This window comes from Ruegeria sp. CDSB029 (genome assembly GCF_059611125.1).
The window spans coordinates 138,531-152,428 of record NZ_JBXWOX010000005.1; the positions used below are offsets into that span (position 1 = coordinate 138,531).

12 protein-coding genes and 1 pseudogene are annotated in these 13,898 nt (G+C 56.7%); 7 read left to right on the forward strand and 6 right to left on the reverse strand.

Annotated features, from left to right (window positions below; all coding sequences use genetic code 11):
* Positions 1-2 precede the first annotated feature (2 nt).
* The 4 genes from AC2FI8_RS08035 to AC2FI8_RS08050 all read right to left on the reverse strand — a co-directional run bounded on the left by AC2FI8_RS08035 (position 3) and on the right by AC2FI8_RS08050 (position 5,163).
* The gene (locus tag AC2FI8_RS08035) at positions 3-1,658 is read right to left on the reverse strand and encodes an alpha-amylase family glycosyl hydrolase (protein ID WP_496778317.1); all 1,656 of its coding nucleotides are present in this window, start codon (positions 1,656-1,658) and stop codon (positions 3-5) included.
* Positions 1,659-1,667: 9 nt separating this feature from the next.
* Complete coding sequence (locus AC2FI8_RS08040; protein ID WP_496778319.1) at positions 1,668-2,816, reverse strand: carbohydrate ABC transporter permease; 1,149 nt, start codon at positions 2,814-2,816, stop codon at positions 1,668-1,670.
* Positions 2,817-2,820: 4 nt separating this feature from the next.
* The gene (locus tag AC2FI8_RS08045) at positions 2,821-3,828 is read right to left on the reverse strand and encodes a carbohydrate ABC transporter permease (protein ID WP_170418733.1); all 1,008 of its coding nucleotides are present in this window, start codon (positions 3,826-3,828) and stop codon (positions 2,821-2,823) included.
* A 66-nt stretch (positions 3,829-3,894) separates the two neighbouring features.
* On the reverse strand, positions 3,895-5,163 hold the full coding sequence (locus AC2FI8_RS08050; protein WP_282169574.1) for an ABC transporter substrate-binding protein: 1,269 nt from the start codon (positions 5,161-5,163) through the stop codon (positions 3,895-3,897).
* A 216-nt stretch (positions 5,164-5,379) separates the two neighbouring features.
* Here AC2FI8_RS08050 and AC2FI8_RS08055 point away from each other — a divergent pair, with 216 nt between their 5' ends.
* The 7 genes and pseudogenes from AC2FI8_RS08055 (at position 5,380) to AC2FI8_RS08085 (ending at position 11,308) form a co-directional block, all read left to right on the forward strand.
* On the forward strand, positions 5,380-6,411 hold the full coding sequence (locus tag AC2FI8_RS08055; RefSeq protein ID WP_058276651.1) for a LacI family DNA-binding transcriptional regulator: 1,032 nt from the start codon (positions 5,380-5,382) through the stop codon (positions 6,409-6,411).
* 3 nt (positions 6,412-6,414) lie between these two features.
* Positions 6,415-7,716: pseudogene (locus AC2FI8_RS08060) on the forward strand (GH1 family beta-glucosidase); the annotation flags it as partial.
* Positions 7,717-7,758: 42 nt separating this feature from the next.
* Complete coding sequence (locus AC2FI8_RS08065) at positions 7,759-8,739, forward strand: glucokinase (RefSeq protein WP_496778524.1); 981 nt, start codon at positions 7,759-7,761, stop codon at positions 8,737-8,739.
* A gap of 37 nt (positions 8,740-8,776) precedes the next feature.
* A complete protein-coding gene (locus tag AC2FI8_RS08070; protein ID WP_496778321.1) occupies positions 8,777-9,703 on the forward strand; it encodes a carbohydrate kinase family protein in 927 nt (308 codons plus the stop codon).
* 17 nt (positions 9,704-9,720) lie between these two features.
* Entirely contained in the window at positions 9,721-10,386 is a 666-nt protein-coding gene (locus tag AC2FI8_RS08075; RefSeq protein ID WP_496778323.1) for a D-lyxose/D-mannose family sugar isomerase, read from the forward strand.
* A 165-nt stretch (positions 10,387-10,551) separates the two neighbouring features.
* The gene (locus tag AC2FI8_RS08080; RefSeq protein WP_496778325.1) at positions 10,552-10,827 is read left to right on the forward strand and encodes a hypothetical protein; all 276 of its coding nucleotides are present in this window, start codon (positions 10,552-10,554) and stop codon (positions 10,825-10,827) included.
* Positions 10,828-10,837: 10 nt separating this feature from the next.
* Positions 10,838-11,308, forward strand: coding sequence for a phage holin family protein (locus AC2FI8_RS08085; RefSeq protein ID WP_496778327.1), 471 nt, complete (start codon positions 10,838-10,840; stop codon positions 11,306-11,308).
* A 6-nt stretch (positions 11,309-11,314) separates the two neighbouring features.
* Here the strand turns inward: AC2FI8_RS08085 and AC2FI8_RS08090 are convergent, their stop codons facing one another.
* Entirely contained in the window at positions 11,315-12,484 is a 1,170-nt protein-coding gene (locus AC2FI8_RS08090; protein ID WP_058272065.1) for an acetate/propionate family kinase, read from the reverse strand.
* Positions 12,477-13,871, reverse strand: coding sequence for a bifunctional enoyl-CoA hydratase/phosphate acetyltransferase (locus AC2FI8_RS08095; protein WP_496778330.1), 1,395 nt, complete (start codon positions 13,869-13,871; stop codon positions 12,477-12,479). Before AC2FI8_RS08095 ends, AC2FI8_RS08090 begins: the two co-directional genes overlap by 8 nt.
* Positions 13,872-13,898: the final 27 nt, after the last annotated feature.

Genomic DNA, 13,898 nt, shown 5'->3' on the forward strand with positions numbered 1-13,898 from the left:
ACTTACCCCTGCACCCGAGCCATCAAACAGAATTGGGCCGCACCGAGGGTGATGGTCCCCGCCCCTCCGACGCCGCCCAACTCTTGCCCGATTGCCTGCCAGTTACCGTTGGGCAGTGTGATTTCCGCGCTGTCAGATCCCAAATTGAATGCGCAGAATATCTGTTGGGCATTGTCCTCACGCAAGAAGGTCAGGATCGGTCCAGACTGCGCCATCTCGCGCTGCTGGCCAGACATCAATGCGGAATGCGCGTGGCGCAACGCGATGGCACGGCGATAATGGTGCAACGTCGAATTTGGCTCTTGCTCTAACCGGTCAACCGCACGCTCGGCCTGCGTTTGGCTGACGGGCAACCAGGGGGCTCCAGTACTGAACCCAGACTGTTCGTCCTGCGCAGCCCAAACCATCGGAGTGCGGCAGCCATCACGGCCCTTGAACTCCGGCCAGAATTCTATGCCGTAAGGGTCCTGCAGATGTTCAAATGGAACATCCGCCTCGGGCAGGCCAAGTTCTTCGCCTTGGTACAAGCATGCTGACCCACGCAGGCACATCATCAGCACTGCATGTTGACGGATGGCTGCGTCGTCCAGCCCCCACCGCGACGCGTGACGCTGAACATCATGGTTTGAGAACGCCCAGCAAGGCCATGCATCGCCAGCCTTTTCTTCCAACTGATCAAACACCTGTTTGGCGTATGCGGCGGTCAAAGCGCGTTTTTCGAGAAACTCAAAAGCATAACACATATGCATGCGCTTATCGCCACTGGTATACTCACCCATGATCTCAAGACCGCGCTGCGCGTCGCCAACCTCGCCCAAACAAGCACGGCCTTCGTATTCGTCCGTTAGTGCACGCAACCGCTCGAGGAAGGCGATGTTTTCCGGCTGGCTTTTGGAATGAAGGTGATCCTGATGGTTATAGGGGTTCACCATGGGCGCGATCGAGGCATTGCGCTGATCCATCGGCAGGCCAGGGTTGCCGCGCAGTTGTTTGTCGTGGAAATAGAAGTTGATCGTGTCCAGACGGAAACCATCCACGCCCAAGTCCAGCCAGAACCGCGCCACATCCAGCAATGCATCCTGCACGTCCGAGCAATGGAAGTTCAGATCCGGCTGCGACGTCAGGAAATTGTGCAGATAGTACTGCAAGCGCCGGGAATCCCACTGCCATGCGGACCCACCAAAAATTGACAGCCAGTTGTTTGGCGGAGTGCCGTCGGGCTTGGGATCAGCCCAAACATACCAGTCGGACTTGGCATTTTCGCGACTGGACCGGCTTTCCTTAAACCATGGGTGCTGATCCGACGTGTGCGACAGCACGAGGTCAATCATCACCTTCAGCCCAACTGAATGCGCCTGATCCAAGAGTTCCTTAAAGTCCTCCATGGTTCCGAACATCGGATCAACATCACGATAGTCGCTGACGTCGTAACCGAAGTCCTTCATCGGTGATTTGAAGAAGGGCGAGATCCAGATTGCGTCGACGCCAAGCGAAGCGATGTAACCAAGCCTTTGGGTGATACCCTTGAGATCTCCAATTCCATCGCCGTTGCTGTCCTGAAAACTGCGTGGATAGATCTGGTATATCACTCCGCCCCGCCACCATTCGGCGGCTGCTTTGGTTGCTGTTTCGAGTTTCACGGTGTTCTGCACGTTCATCAGACGCCTCTACTTAACGGACCCGGCCAACAGACCGCGGACCAGATATTTTTGCATTGCGAAGAAAACAATCAGCGGGACGATGATCGAAACAAAGGCCGCTGTGGCAAGGATTTCCCAATTCCCGCCGCGCGTGCCTAAAAGCTCGACGATGCGGTTGGTCATGACGGTGGTCTGTCCGGATGCGTCGATCAGGAACACCTTAGCTACCAGCAAGTCATTCCACGTCCAGAGAAACTGGAAGATCGCAAAAGACGCCAGCGCTGGAAAGCTGAGCGGCAAGATCAACTTGGTAAAGATCTGAAACTCGGTCGCGCCATCGACCCGCGCGTTTTCGATCAGATCGCGGGGCAGACCCGCCATGTAGTTACGCAAAAGATAAATCGCCAGCGGCAACCCGAACCCGGTGTGTGCCATCCAAACCCCCAAATACCCTTTGCCAATCCCAATATTCAGGTGGAATTTCAGCAACGGGATCAGGGCCAGTTGCAGCGGGACAACCAACAGACCAACGACAGCCGCAATAAGCAACGCGCGCCCGGGGAAATCCATCCAGGCCAGCGCGTAGGCTGCAAAAGCCGCCACGAGAATCGGAATGATCGTTGCCGGTATCGTCACGGTCAACGTGTTGAAAAATGCGCGTCCCATACTGTCGGTGCTGTCTTCTGCCAGAAGAACCTTGTGATAATTGTCTAAGGTAAACTCAGGCGGCAATTCTGCAGTTACAAAAACACGCGATCCGCGGCTGCCGGTGAACTCGTCCGGGTTCTCCATGCGGTAATTCCCTGCAGCATCTACGGTGATTGTGCCGCCCTTTCGCAGCACAGCTGTTTCGCCGGGGGCAAAGGCATCGATCGCGCGAGAGCTGATCCCCCATTTTGAGATTGTCGCCTTCGTCCCTTCGTCAAACAGATTGCCTTCGATCACGTACAGCCCGTTTTCGAGTACCTGGGTATCCGGGGCCGCGCTGCGAAGGGTCAGGTTTTGTTCGGACGGGAACAGCGACCGCCACCAACCACTGGTTGCGATCTGGTCCGCCGTGCGGAAAGATGAAATCAGCAAGCCAAGCGTGGGTACCACCCACAGCACCACCAGAAAGAGAACCGAGGCATGGACGACCCAGCGAAGGGCGGGTTTGGTTCCTGCAATATCGCTCATTGCCCTACTCCATCTCTTTCCGTGCGTTGCGCACATTCCAGACGAGAATCGGAGCCACCAGGAGCATAATAACCATGGCCGAAGCGGACCCGACGCCCCAGTCATTCGCTCGGAACAGCTTGTCGTACATGTAGTTGGCAAGAACCTGCGTCTCCCATTGGCCGTTGGTCATGGCGAAGACGATGTCAAAGACCTTGAGGACAGTAATGGTGATCGTGGTCCAGACGACAAGGATAGTAGTTTTGATCTGCGGCACTTTGATCCGAAAAAAGATCTGGAACGGATTGGCGCCATCCAAAATTGCGGCTTCAATCGTTTCTTCGGGGATACCACGCAAGGCGGCCGACAGGATGACCATTGCAAAACCAGTCTGAATCCAGATCAGGACAACCATCAGCAAAAAGCTGTTCCAGAACGGTATCGTAAGCCACGTCTGCGGCTCGGTCCCGCCAAAGAAAATATACAGCGCATTCAGCATTCCGATCTGATCTTGTTCGGCCGGACGTGTGTCATAGACCAGCTTCCAGATAACCGATGCCCCAACAAACGAGATCGCCATAGGCATAAAGATCAGCGACTTGGCCAGATTCCCCCAACGAATGCGGTCAGTCAGCTGTGCCACCAACAGGCCAAAGGCCGTCGACATTGCAGGCACAATGATCAACCAGAACATGTTGTTGCGCATTGCTTCCCAAAACTTGGGCTCCTTGGCCATCTGGATATAGTTGTCCAGCCCAACCCATTTGTAGCCGCCGCCCGGGACGCGGTCCGTCAGGGATAGACGCAGGGTTTCGACAACCGGATAGGCCAGATACAAGCCCAAAGCAGCCAGCGCTGGGAACAGAAACAACCAAGGCCGGATCATGTTCGCGCGGTTGATATTGCGGCCAGCATTCGGCCCCCGAGGCGGGAAAAGAACTCTGTCCAGAAACTGATTGGATAGATAGAAATAGCCCACGCAACCTGACACGCCGATGGCGATGGTCAGCAGGCCTTGAAATGCCGGGTGCATGCCGCTCTCCCTTGCGACGATAGGTTCGGGCAACCCGGCAGAGCGGGTTGCCCAATCTCAGACGCTTTAGTCCAGCGCGTCCCACGAGGACTGAATTTCGTCGGCGACGTCCTGGGCAGGTGTTCCGCCCGTATAGTCGACCATTCCAGTCCAGAAGGTGCCTGCACCCACGCCGCCCGGCATCAGGTCGGAACCGTCAAACCGGAAGGTGGTGGCCCCCAGAAGAATGTCATTCATCTTCTTCAGCGTTGGGTCTGAGAAGACCGAGGTATCGACGCCTTTGTGCGGCGTCAGGAACCCGGTCAGAGCCATCCAGGCTTCATGCGCCTCGGGCGTTTCCAGGTATTTCATCAGCGCATGCGCGCCCGGGCTGTCATTGGTAATGGCCCAAACTGTGCCGGCCCCAAGGACCGGGCTGCCGAGGTCTTTGCCTTCATAGGCCGGGAAGTAGAAAAAGTCAGCATCCTCGCCCACAACCGTACCTTCGGGGAAGAAGGCGGGAATGAACGAGGCCTGACGGTGCATGTAACACTGCGGAGGCGAGCTGAACATACCCTTCGGGCTGTCGCGGAAGTCAGTTGTTGCAACCGCACCGGCTCCGCCGGCCACGTAATCATCGTTGCGCGCAAACGCTCCGAATTCTTCAATCGCGGCGACAACCTTAGGATCGTTAAATTTCAATTCGTTGGCGACCCAGGCGTCATAGTCTTCGGGCGGCAACGTGCGCAGCATCATGTCTTCAACCCAGTCAGTCGCTGGCCAACCGGTGGCTCCGCCGGACCCCAGCCCGATGCACCAAGGCGTTTCGCCATCTGCAACGATCTGATCGGTCAGCGCCTTCAGCTCCTCCATCGTGGCCGGGATTTCATAGCCGGCGTCTTCGAAGTTCTCCGGCACAAACCAAACCAGCGATTTCACGTCGACCTTGTAGAAAAACCCATACAGATGGTCCTGCCCGTCCGGGCCCTGATAGGTTCCCAGATCCACCCACGACTGACCGGCCGCATAGTTGTCGCGAATCCAATCCGCAGTTCCTTCACTCAGGGGCGTCAGGAATCCCGCCTTGGCCATATCTGATGCCAGACCGGGTTGGGGAAACACCGCTACGTTGGGCGCCGATCCGGCTTCGGCATCAATTCTGATCTGCTGCTCAAAGCTGTCCGAGCCGACATAGCTGTACTCATGCCCGGTCGCTGCGGCAAAGCCGTCCAAAACCTTTTCGACATTTTCCTGATCAGGCCCCAGCCACGGACCGAACACGGTGACCTTGTCGGCATACGCCGCGCCCGCCATCAGGGCGAACGTGGCCGCGCCTGCATAAAGCGAGTGTTTCATGAAGTTTCCTCCCAACTTTGCTCGCGCCTTTGAGACTCATTTTCAAAGCGCTTTGGATAGTGCACTTTATCCGCTAACATTCAATTTTTGTCAATAATCTGTTTACTGTTGCCTATATTATTAATATTCAGGGCAGTGTCAGCAAGATGTGGCAGTCGGGTGGGAAGCGCCCGCAAATCTGAAAATGATCAAATTTGAAGGCGCTTTGAGGCGAAGATGAATCTAAAGCAGCTCTCAGAAATCCTTGGTTTATCTCAAACCACTGTCAGCCGCGCGCTGAATGGTTACCCCGAGGTGAACGAGGATACGCGCCTGCGCGTTCAAGCCGCCGCTGCCAAGCATGGCTATTGGCCGAACAGCCGGGCCAAGGGGTTGGCAACAGGGCGCTCGATGGTGATTGGGCACGTGATTCCCTCCTCATCCCAGCATGAAATGGTGAACCCGATTTTTGGTGATTTTGTCGCCGGTGCTGCACGCAAGTATTCGGATCATGGATATGACATGATGTTCACCAATGCAGATGACACCTCGATCGAGGAAGCCTATCGCAGTCTTTTCCAGCGTGGCGCGGTCGATGGTATTGTATTGCAAGGCCCCAAGGTCAACGAACACCGGATCGAGGTCCTAACCAGAATGGGCGTGCCCTTTATCGTTCATGGCAGATCAACCGGGGTGGACGTGCCCTATGACTGGATCGACGTGAACAACAAAAGCTCGTTCCTGCGCGCCACCCGGTTTCTGATCGACCTTGGGCATCGTCGCATTGCCCTGATCAACGGGCTTGAGGATATGGATTTCGCTCAACGTCGCCGCGACGGATATCTTGAAGCCCTGCATGAGGCAGGTCTGTCCCCCGACCCGGAATTGATGCGCAGCGCCGAGATGACCGAGGTTTATGGTCACCATGAAACCCGCGATATGCTTCGCCTGGATGACCCCCCTACGGCCATCCTGACAGCCTCTATGATTTCCGCGATCGGTGTGCGCCGTGCACTCAACGAAGCGGGGTTGAAGATGGGCAAGGATGTCTCGGTCATCGCCCATGACGACGATCTTTCCTATCTGAAGAACGGTCAGGACGTACCGATTTTCACCGCTACACGATCGTCTGTACGTAGGGCCGGAGAAATGGCGGCTGAAATGCTGATCGAACGCATTAAATCTCCGGAAGACCCGGTGAAAACTAGATTGCTGGAGGCCGAACTGGTAGTTGGCGGCTCAACCGGCCCCGCCCCAAACAGGTTCTGAAAAATGAAATACACTCGCTCGGACTTCCCCAAAGATTTTCTCTTTGGTGTCGCAACCTCTGCTTATCAAATAGAAGGCCACGCACAGGGTGGCGCGGGGAAAACCCATTGGGATAGCTTTGCGGCCTCACCCGGAAACGTGGTGCGAAACGAGAATGGAGATCTGGCCTGTGATCACCTGAACCGTTTTCCACAGGATTTCGATCTGGTGCGGGACGCGGGTTTTGATTGCTACCGGTTCTCGACAAGCTGGGCGCGCGTTTTGCCTGAAGGACGTGGTCCCGTTAATCAGGCGGGTCTGGATTATTACGACCGACTTGCCGACGCCTTGTTGGAACGCGGCATTCGGCCCTGTGCGACCCTTTATCATTGGGAATTGCCTTCTCCGCTTGCTGATCTGGGCGGCTGGCGTAACCGGGATATCGCAAGCTGGTTTGCCGATTTCACTGAGGTCATCATGGGCCGCATCGGCGACCGTATGTACAGCGTCGCCCCAATCAATGAGCCATGGTGTGTCAGTTGGCTGAGCCATTTTGAAGGACATCACGCGCCTGGAATGCGCGACATCCGCGCCACGGCTCGCGCGATGCACCATGTTCTGCTGGCTCATGGCCGCGCCATCGAGGCGATGCGTGGCCTCGGCATGTCCAACCTGGGCGCTGTGTTCAATCTGGAATGGGCCGAACCTGCCGATGACAGTCCAGCTGCGCGCAAGGCGGCTGATCTTTATGACGGGATCTACAACCGGTTTTTTCTAGGTGGTGTGTTCAAAAAAGCCTATCCGCAAAATGTTCTTGACGGGTTGGAACCTCATCTTCCGTCCGGCTGGCAAGACGACTTTGACACCATTGGTGCACCCGTCGATTGGTGCGGTCTGAACTACTATACCCGCAAACTGATCGCGCCTACCGATACCGTATGGCCAAGCTTGGAAGAAGTACCCGGCCCGCTTCCCAAAACACAGATGGGGTGGGAGATTGAACCCGATGCCCTGACCCGCTTTCTGACCCGTACGATGCGCGATTTTACGGGCGACTTGCCAATTTACGTAACTGAAAACGGCATGGCGAGCCCGGAACGCAAGCAAGATAACGATCGCATTAACTACCTCAACCAGCACCTTGGTGCGGTACAGACGGCGCTGGACGAAGGTGTTCCGGTCAAGGGCTATTTCATCTGGTCGCTGCTGGACAATTACGAGTGGTCCTTTGGCTATGAAAAGCGGTTCGGGTTGGTTGATGTCGATTTCGATACGCTCGAACGAACGCCAAAAGCCTCGTACAACGCGCTGAAATCGGCCTTGGCCGGTGGGTCTGTTTCCCTGCCGATGGCTCAGCCTGCCGGAACCATGCACGAGCACTGGAATCTTGTCGCGGACATCGGTGGCACAAATACACGACTGGGTGTCATCTCGAACGGACAACTGACGGACCTTCGCAAATACCCAACCGGGTCGTTGCAAGAGCTTCTGGATGCATTTCACAGCCTTCGTGACGAGGTTGGCACAGACCCACGCGCCGTCGTTGCGGCCGGAGCAGGTCCGGTCAAAGATGGGACAATCCGCCTGACAAATGCGCATCTTGATTTGTCCGAAAGCGACATCGGCAAGGCAACAGGCGCGCAACACACCTTTGTTATCAATGACTTCACCGCGGCCGCCTGGTCGGTCGCCGCAATCACCGGTGACCATGTCGAGGTCCTGCAAGGGGCTGAGACACCGCCGGTCGGAACCCGGCTGGTTGTCGGCCCCGGCACTGGCCTAGGCGTAGGCGCATTGCTGTATTCCCAGGGGCGATACCATACCGCGTCAGGCGAAGGTGGCCATGTCGGGCTGTCCCCACGCCACGAGGATGAGGTCGAAGTCTTCAAAGCGGCACGCCATATCGCGCCCGAATGCTTCTTTGATGACAGCCTAGTGCTCGAAGCGGAAATGTTCCTCAGCGGCACCGGCATTCCCATTCTGTACCAAGCCGCCAGCATGGCTGCTGGACAGACCGATGCTCCAAGGCGCAGCGCCAAGGATATACTGCAGGACGCGCTGGCGGAATCCGACCCGATTGCGGTCAAAACTGCGCATATGTTCAAAACCCACCTTGGGGCTATTATGGGCGATCTGGCCGTCGCCTACATGCCGACAGGAGGTGTTTTCCTTGTGGGTGGTGTCGCCGAGAAAAACCGGTGGCTGTTCAAGGATGCGTTCCGGGATGCCTTTAACGCCGGTGGGCGGTTCAGTGACTTGCGGCGTTCAATGAACCTGTATGTGTCCGAGCAAGATGAATTTGGCATTGTTGGCGCTAACAATTTCTGTAAAAGTGCGCTCGCGCGGTAAACTGACCGCCTGACCCTGTTACAGAAAGGACCACGGCATGATTTTGTGCTGCGGTGAAGCCCTGATCGACATGATCGCCGAGCCAACCGTTTCTGGATCGCGAGGTTTCGTACCCCATTCCGGTGGTGCCGTCTTCAACACAGCCATTGCTTTGGGTCGGCTGGGCGCGCCGACGGGTCTGTTGACAGGCTTATCGACAGATATGTTCGGACAGCAACTGGCAGACGCGCTGCAAGCCAGCCATGTGGAAGCAAGCCATGTGATCCGATCGGATCGCCCCACGACACTGGCCTTTGTGCAGCTAGTGGACGGCCACGCCACCTACAGCTTTGTCGACGAAAACTCGGCTGGGCGCATGTTGCTGCCTGAGGACATGCCAAAACAGCTGCCGACTGTATCCGCCTTGTATTTTGGTGGGATCAGTCTTGCATGTGAACCCTGTGCGGACGCCTACGCGGCCCTGCTGGAGCGCCACGGATCAGACCGAGCAGTCATGTTGGACCCAAACATCCGACCCGGGTTTATTAAGGATCAATCACGGTATCGTACACGATTGAACCGTATGATCGCTCAATCCGACATCGTGAAAGTCTCGGACGAAGATCTGGACTGGATCGTTCCAGGGCCTGAAACACTGGCCGAGAAAGTCCCACTACTACTGCAAGCAGGACCTTCCATAGTTATCGTGACACGCGGCAGTGATGGGGCGTCAGGATATCTGGTGGACGGGTCCGAAACTTCGGTGCCTGTCAAAGCGGTCGAGGTGGTCGATACGGTGGGTGCCGGTGACACTTTCAACGCTGGCGTTCTGGCTGAGTTGGACCGTGCAGGTCGATTGACCAAGGCCAATCTTCGGACGTTAGACCCAGACGTCTTGCGCGCGGCGTTGGCCAAAGGTGCAGACGTCGCCGCCATCACCGTTTCCCGCGCTGGCGCAAACCCGCCCTGGGCGCATGAACTTTGACCCCCTGAGGGACCGAGATGAAAAGATCAGATATCAACAACATCAAAACCGAAGCCGAGGCCTTCATTCGCTCGTTCGGGGCCGTCCTGCCCCCCTTTGCCAACTGGTCGCCGGAACAAATGCGCAGCGCACAGGCACAAGGCATCCGTGACCGCGGCCTCGGGTGGGATATTACCGATTACGGCCAAGGCCGGTTTGATGAGCTTGGCCTGTTCCTATTTACCCTGCGCAATGGCGATGTGCAGGATCTGAAAAAAGGTCGCGGCATGCTTTATGCAGAGAAGCTTTTGGTTTCTCGGGACAAACAACTCTCCCCGATGCATCGCCACATCATCAAGGCCGAAGACATCATCAACCGGGGCGGCGGCGATCTGGTCATGGAGATTTATGCCTCGGACCCGGACGGCGGTATAGACCGGGATAACCCGGTGGTTGTTCCCAGTGACAACTGCCCTGTCACCATCCAACCTGGTGAGTTGCTAAGGCTGAAACCCGGTCAGAGCGTAACCCTGATGCCGGGTATCTGGCATGCATTCTGGGCGGAACAGGGCGACTGCCTGATTGGCGAGGTGTCAACTGTCAACGATGACCGGACCGATAATGTATTCGAGGATCCCATTCCGCGCTTTGCAACGATTGAAGAAAACTCAAAGCCCGATTTCTTGCTGGTATCGGACTATTGATAAACGGAAAGCGCGTGCGCCGGCTTGATCACATCCGGGCCGGGTGCTGATCGCTGCATCGGGATAACACCCTTTCCCGAATTCAAAAAATCGAATTAACATGGCCCTCGACAAAGGAAAAAGTCGCGAGCCTGATTTTTGCGCGACCATCGAAGGACCCAAGTGATGGTAACCAAAGCACAGCTAGAAGCCGAAGTCGCAGAGTTGCGGCGTCAACTGGCCGAACAATCCAGCGCACGAGAAAGCATCTCAGATTCGAACAGCGGCAAACAAGCTGATCCACACAAATCGATGACGGACGGAATTGTCGAAAGCCTGGATGAGTGGTCAACGCAATTAGAAGAAGTCATGACAGAGCTTGAGGAGTTTCCACATAAAAGGCCGATCCTATTCGCCCTTGGGATTTTCACGCTTGGCTATCTTCTAGGCCGTTCCCGGTAGGAGCCCGAACATGAACCGCATTTCACGCAACATTTCGATCATCCTGCGAGCCGAGCGACTTATTGCTCAAAGGCAACTGTCCGTCGCGGCAAAACGCACAGGCTTTTACGCTGCTGCCGGGTTAGCCGTTGGGCTTGCAGTAATCATGCTGAACGTCGCCGGGTTCTTTTGGCTGTCCGAGACCATGTCAAAGTCTCTGGCCGCGATCATAGTGGCCGGGGTGAACCTTGTTCTGGCCGTGATCCTCGCACTGGTCGCAAATTCCATGACCGCCGAAAGTGACACTTCGGCTGCCGTCGAATTGCGGGATATGGCGCTGCACGACATCGAGGACGAAGTCCGGGACAACTTCGCCGAGGCGCGCAACGCAATCGTAGGCCTAAAGCGCGATCCGATCGGGATGCTGTCACCCGATATTATCAGCACGGTTCTAGGCGTTCTGCTCAGATACGCGCGGCGTGGAAAAAACAAACCGGATTAGAAGCGATCATGCCATTCTCGCCGCTGCACGCGCGATCACCATCTCTTCGTTGGTGGGAATAGCCAGAATACGCACCCGGCTGAAATCAGTGGACAGAACCGTAGCGTTGTCGGCATTTCGGTTCGGGTCCATATCAATCCCGATCCAGCGCATCCCTTCGCAAACCATCTGACGGATACGGGCGGCATTTTCACCGATGCCTCCGGTAAAGACCAAAGCGTCGATGCCTTCCAGTGCGGCAGACAAGGCGCCCAGTTCACGGCGGATGCGGAAGACATAATACTCAATCGCCTTGCGCGCGTCCGGAGTGTCAGCAGCCAACAGGGTGCGCATGTCCGAGGACATGCCGGACAGGCCAAGCAAGCCGGACTTTCGATAGAGAAGCTCAGCGATTTCGTCTGCCTCCATCCCTTCTTGCTGCATCATGTAAAGCACGACCCCCGGGTCCAATTGCCCGCTGCGGGTGCCCATGGGCAGACCGTCGAGCGCCGAAAATCCCATGGTCGAGGCCACGGCCCGGCCGCCCGACACCGCACACATCGACGCGCCATTTCCCAAATGCGCAATGACGACGCGGCCGTCGTACAAACCCGGCGCAATTTCTTTCAGCTTTTGCGAGACGTAGTCATAGCTTAGCCCGTGAAACCCGTATCTGCGAACGCCCTTTTCGTAGAATCTTTGAGGCAATGCGAAGGTATCATTCACCCAAGGGTGTGTCCTGTGAAACGCGGTATCGAAGCACGCAATCTGGGTGGTACCCGGAAAGGCTGCCGCGGCCGCCTTAATACCCGCAAGGCTGTAGGGTTGGTGCAAAGGCGCGAAGGGAATGAAACCGCTTAGCGTATCAAAGACGTGCTCGTCCACCACGACAGGTTCCGAATAGACTGGCCCGCCGTGAACGACGCGGTGGCCCACGGCCCGGACGTGAATGTCCGGCAGGTATTCGCGGGTAAGTTCAAGAAACGCGCTGATGGCCTCGTCATGTGTTTTGGCTCCAGACAACTGACGGTCGACAGACCGCCCCCCTGCTGATTGGGCCAACAAGCGTGGTGCATCCCCCAACCGCTCGATCTGACCGCGCCAGCGCATACTGGGACGTCGGTCCTCGACCAGTTCGTAAAGCGCGAATTTCAACGAGGACGACCCGGCATTCAGCGCCAAAACATGTTCAGCCATGGATTTTGCTTTCATTAGCAATTGCATGCAGCGCCGCGACAGCACAAGACGCCAGCCGCGAAGCATCATCATCTGCCCGAGATGTCAGGATAATCGGTGCCGCAGCACCTATCACAACGCCGGCAGCCTCGGCATGAGAGATATATGTCAGCTGTTTGGCTACCATGTTGCCGGCTTCGATATTCGGAACAACCAGAATGTCTGCGACCCCCGCGACCGGTGAGGTGATGCCTTTTGTCCGCGCCGCGTTCAGATCAACCGCGTTGTCCATGGCCAAAGGACCATCGACCAGCCCGCCGGTGATCTGTCCACGCTCGGCCATTTTCGACAACAGCGCGGCATCGATAGACGACGGTAAATGCGGGTTGATGGTTTCAACCGCTGATAAGACACCAACCTTGGGCATCTCGATGCCAATAGAATGCGCAAGATGGATGGCGTTCTGAACGATATCGGCCTTGGTTTCGAGATCCGGTGCGATATTCACCGCTGCATCTGTAACCATGATGGGTCGAGACATGCCTGGCACGTCCATCACGAACACATGCGACAGGCGTCGCCCGGTCCTCAGGCCGTTTTCGCGGCGCAGAACGGCGCGTAGAAGGACATCTGTGTGCAAGTGACCTTTCATCAACATCCGGGCCTTGCCTTCAACGACCAGCCCGACCGCGCGTTGGGCGGCCACTTCGTGGTCTCGCGCTTCAATGATTTCAACTCCGGACAAATCGGCCCCAAGCTGGGCGGCAGCGGCGGTGATTTTGTCCGGGTCGCCCACCAAAATCGGAGTAATGATGCCGTTTTCCAACGCGAGCAATGCCCCGCCTAGCGAATTCGGCTCTTCCGGGGCGACGATCGCTGTGGGCATCGGGTCCAGAGGACGTGCCTTTTCCAACAAAGCGTCGAAGTGCCGGTGACGCTGAACGATCAGTCCCGGTACCTCGACCGAGTCGAAGGTCAAATGCCGCGATGGTGGCGTGACCTGTACGGTGCCGCTTAGGATCAATGCGTTATCCCCGACCCGGCGCACTTCGGCGGAACAGGTCAGGTCGCCGTCTTCACGCTTTTCTGTAACAGCCACAAAGGCAGTCAGTTCTTCGCCTGCCAAAACCGAAGCATGAAAACTCAGATCCGCCCGACGTGTTTGCGTACCGGCCCCCGGCAAGATGTTCCCAATGACTGCGGCCACCAGACCAGCAGGCCACAAAGCGGGCGCGACAGCCTCGGGGCGCCCATCTCCATCACCGTCATAGGCTGCCAGGTTCAGCGGGTTGTGGTCGCCCGAAGCCGAGGCAAACGCGTACAAGTCGTCCACGGTGCACAATCGGGTGACCTGCGCCTTGTCGCCTACCTTCAGTTGAGAATAGGTTCTGTTTTCTTGAATTTTCATCTTGCCTGGCTTTGTTTTTGAATGTGC

Bases quoted from the DNA above. Each gene is read 5' to 3' on its own strand.
- AC2FI8_RS08035 (WP_496778317.1), bottom strand. From the start codon at position 1,658: ATGAACGTGCAGAACACCGTGAAACTCGAAACAGCAACCAAAGCAGCC.
- AC2FI8_RS08080 (WP_496778325.1), top strand. From the start codon at position 10,552: ATGGTAACCAAAGCACAGCTAGAAGCCGAAGTCGCAGAGTTGCGGCGT.
- AC2FI8_RS08095 (WP_496778330.1), bottom strand. From the start codon at position 13,871: ATGAAAATTCAAGAAAACAGAACCTATTCTCAACTGAAGGTAGGCGAC.
- AC2FI8_RS08090 (WP_058272065.1), bottom strand. From the start codon at position 12,484: ATGGCTGAACATGTTTTGGCGCTGAATGCCGGGTCGTCCTCGTTGAAA.
- AC2FI8_RS08085 (WP_496778327.1), top strand. From the start codon at position 10,838: ATGAACCGCATTTCACGCAACATTTCGATCATCCTGCGAGCCGAGCGA.
- AC2FI8_RS08050 (WP_282169574.1), bottom strand. From the start codon at position 5,163: ATGAAACACTCGCTTTATGCAGGCGCGGCCACGTTCGCCCTGATGGCG.
- AC2FI8_RS08055 (WP_058276651.1), top strand. From the start codon at position 5,380: ATGAATCTAAAGCAGCTCTCAGAAATCCTTGGTTTATCTCAAACCACT.
- AC2FI8_RS08075 (WP_496778323.1), top strand. From the start codon at position 9,721: ATGAAAAGATCAGATATCAACAACATCAAAACCGAAGCCGAGGCCTTC.
- AC2FI8_RS08065 (WP_496778524.1), top strand. From the start codon at position 7,759: ATGCACGAGCACTGGAATCTTGTCGCGGACATCGGTGGCACAAATACA.
- AC2FI8_RS08040 (WP_496778319.1), bottom strand. From the start codon at position 2,816: ATGAGCGATATTGCAGGAACCAAACCCGCCCTTCGCTGGGTCGTCCAT.
- AC2FI8_RS08045 (WP_170418733.1), bottom strand. From the start codon at position 3,828: ATGCACCCGGCATTTCAAGGCCTGCTGACCATCGCCATCGGCGTGTCA.
- AC2FI8_RS08070 (WP_496778321.1), top strand. From the start codon at position 8,777: ATGATTTTGTGCTGCGGTGAAGCCCTGATCGACATGATCGCCGAGCCA.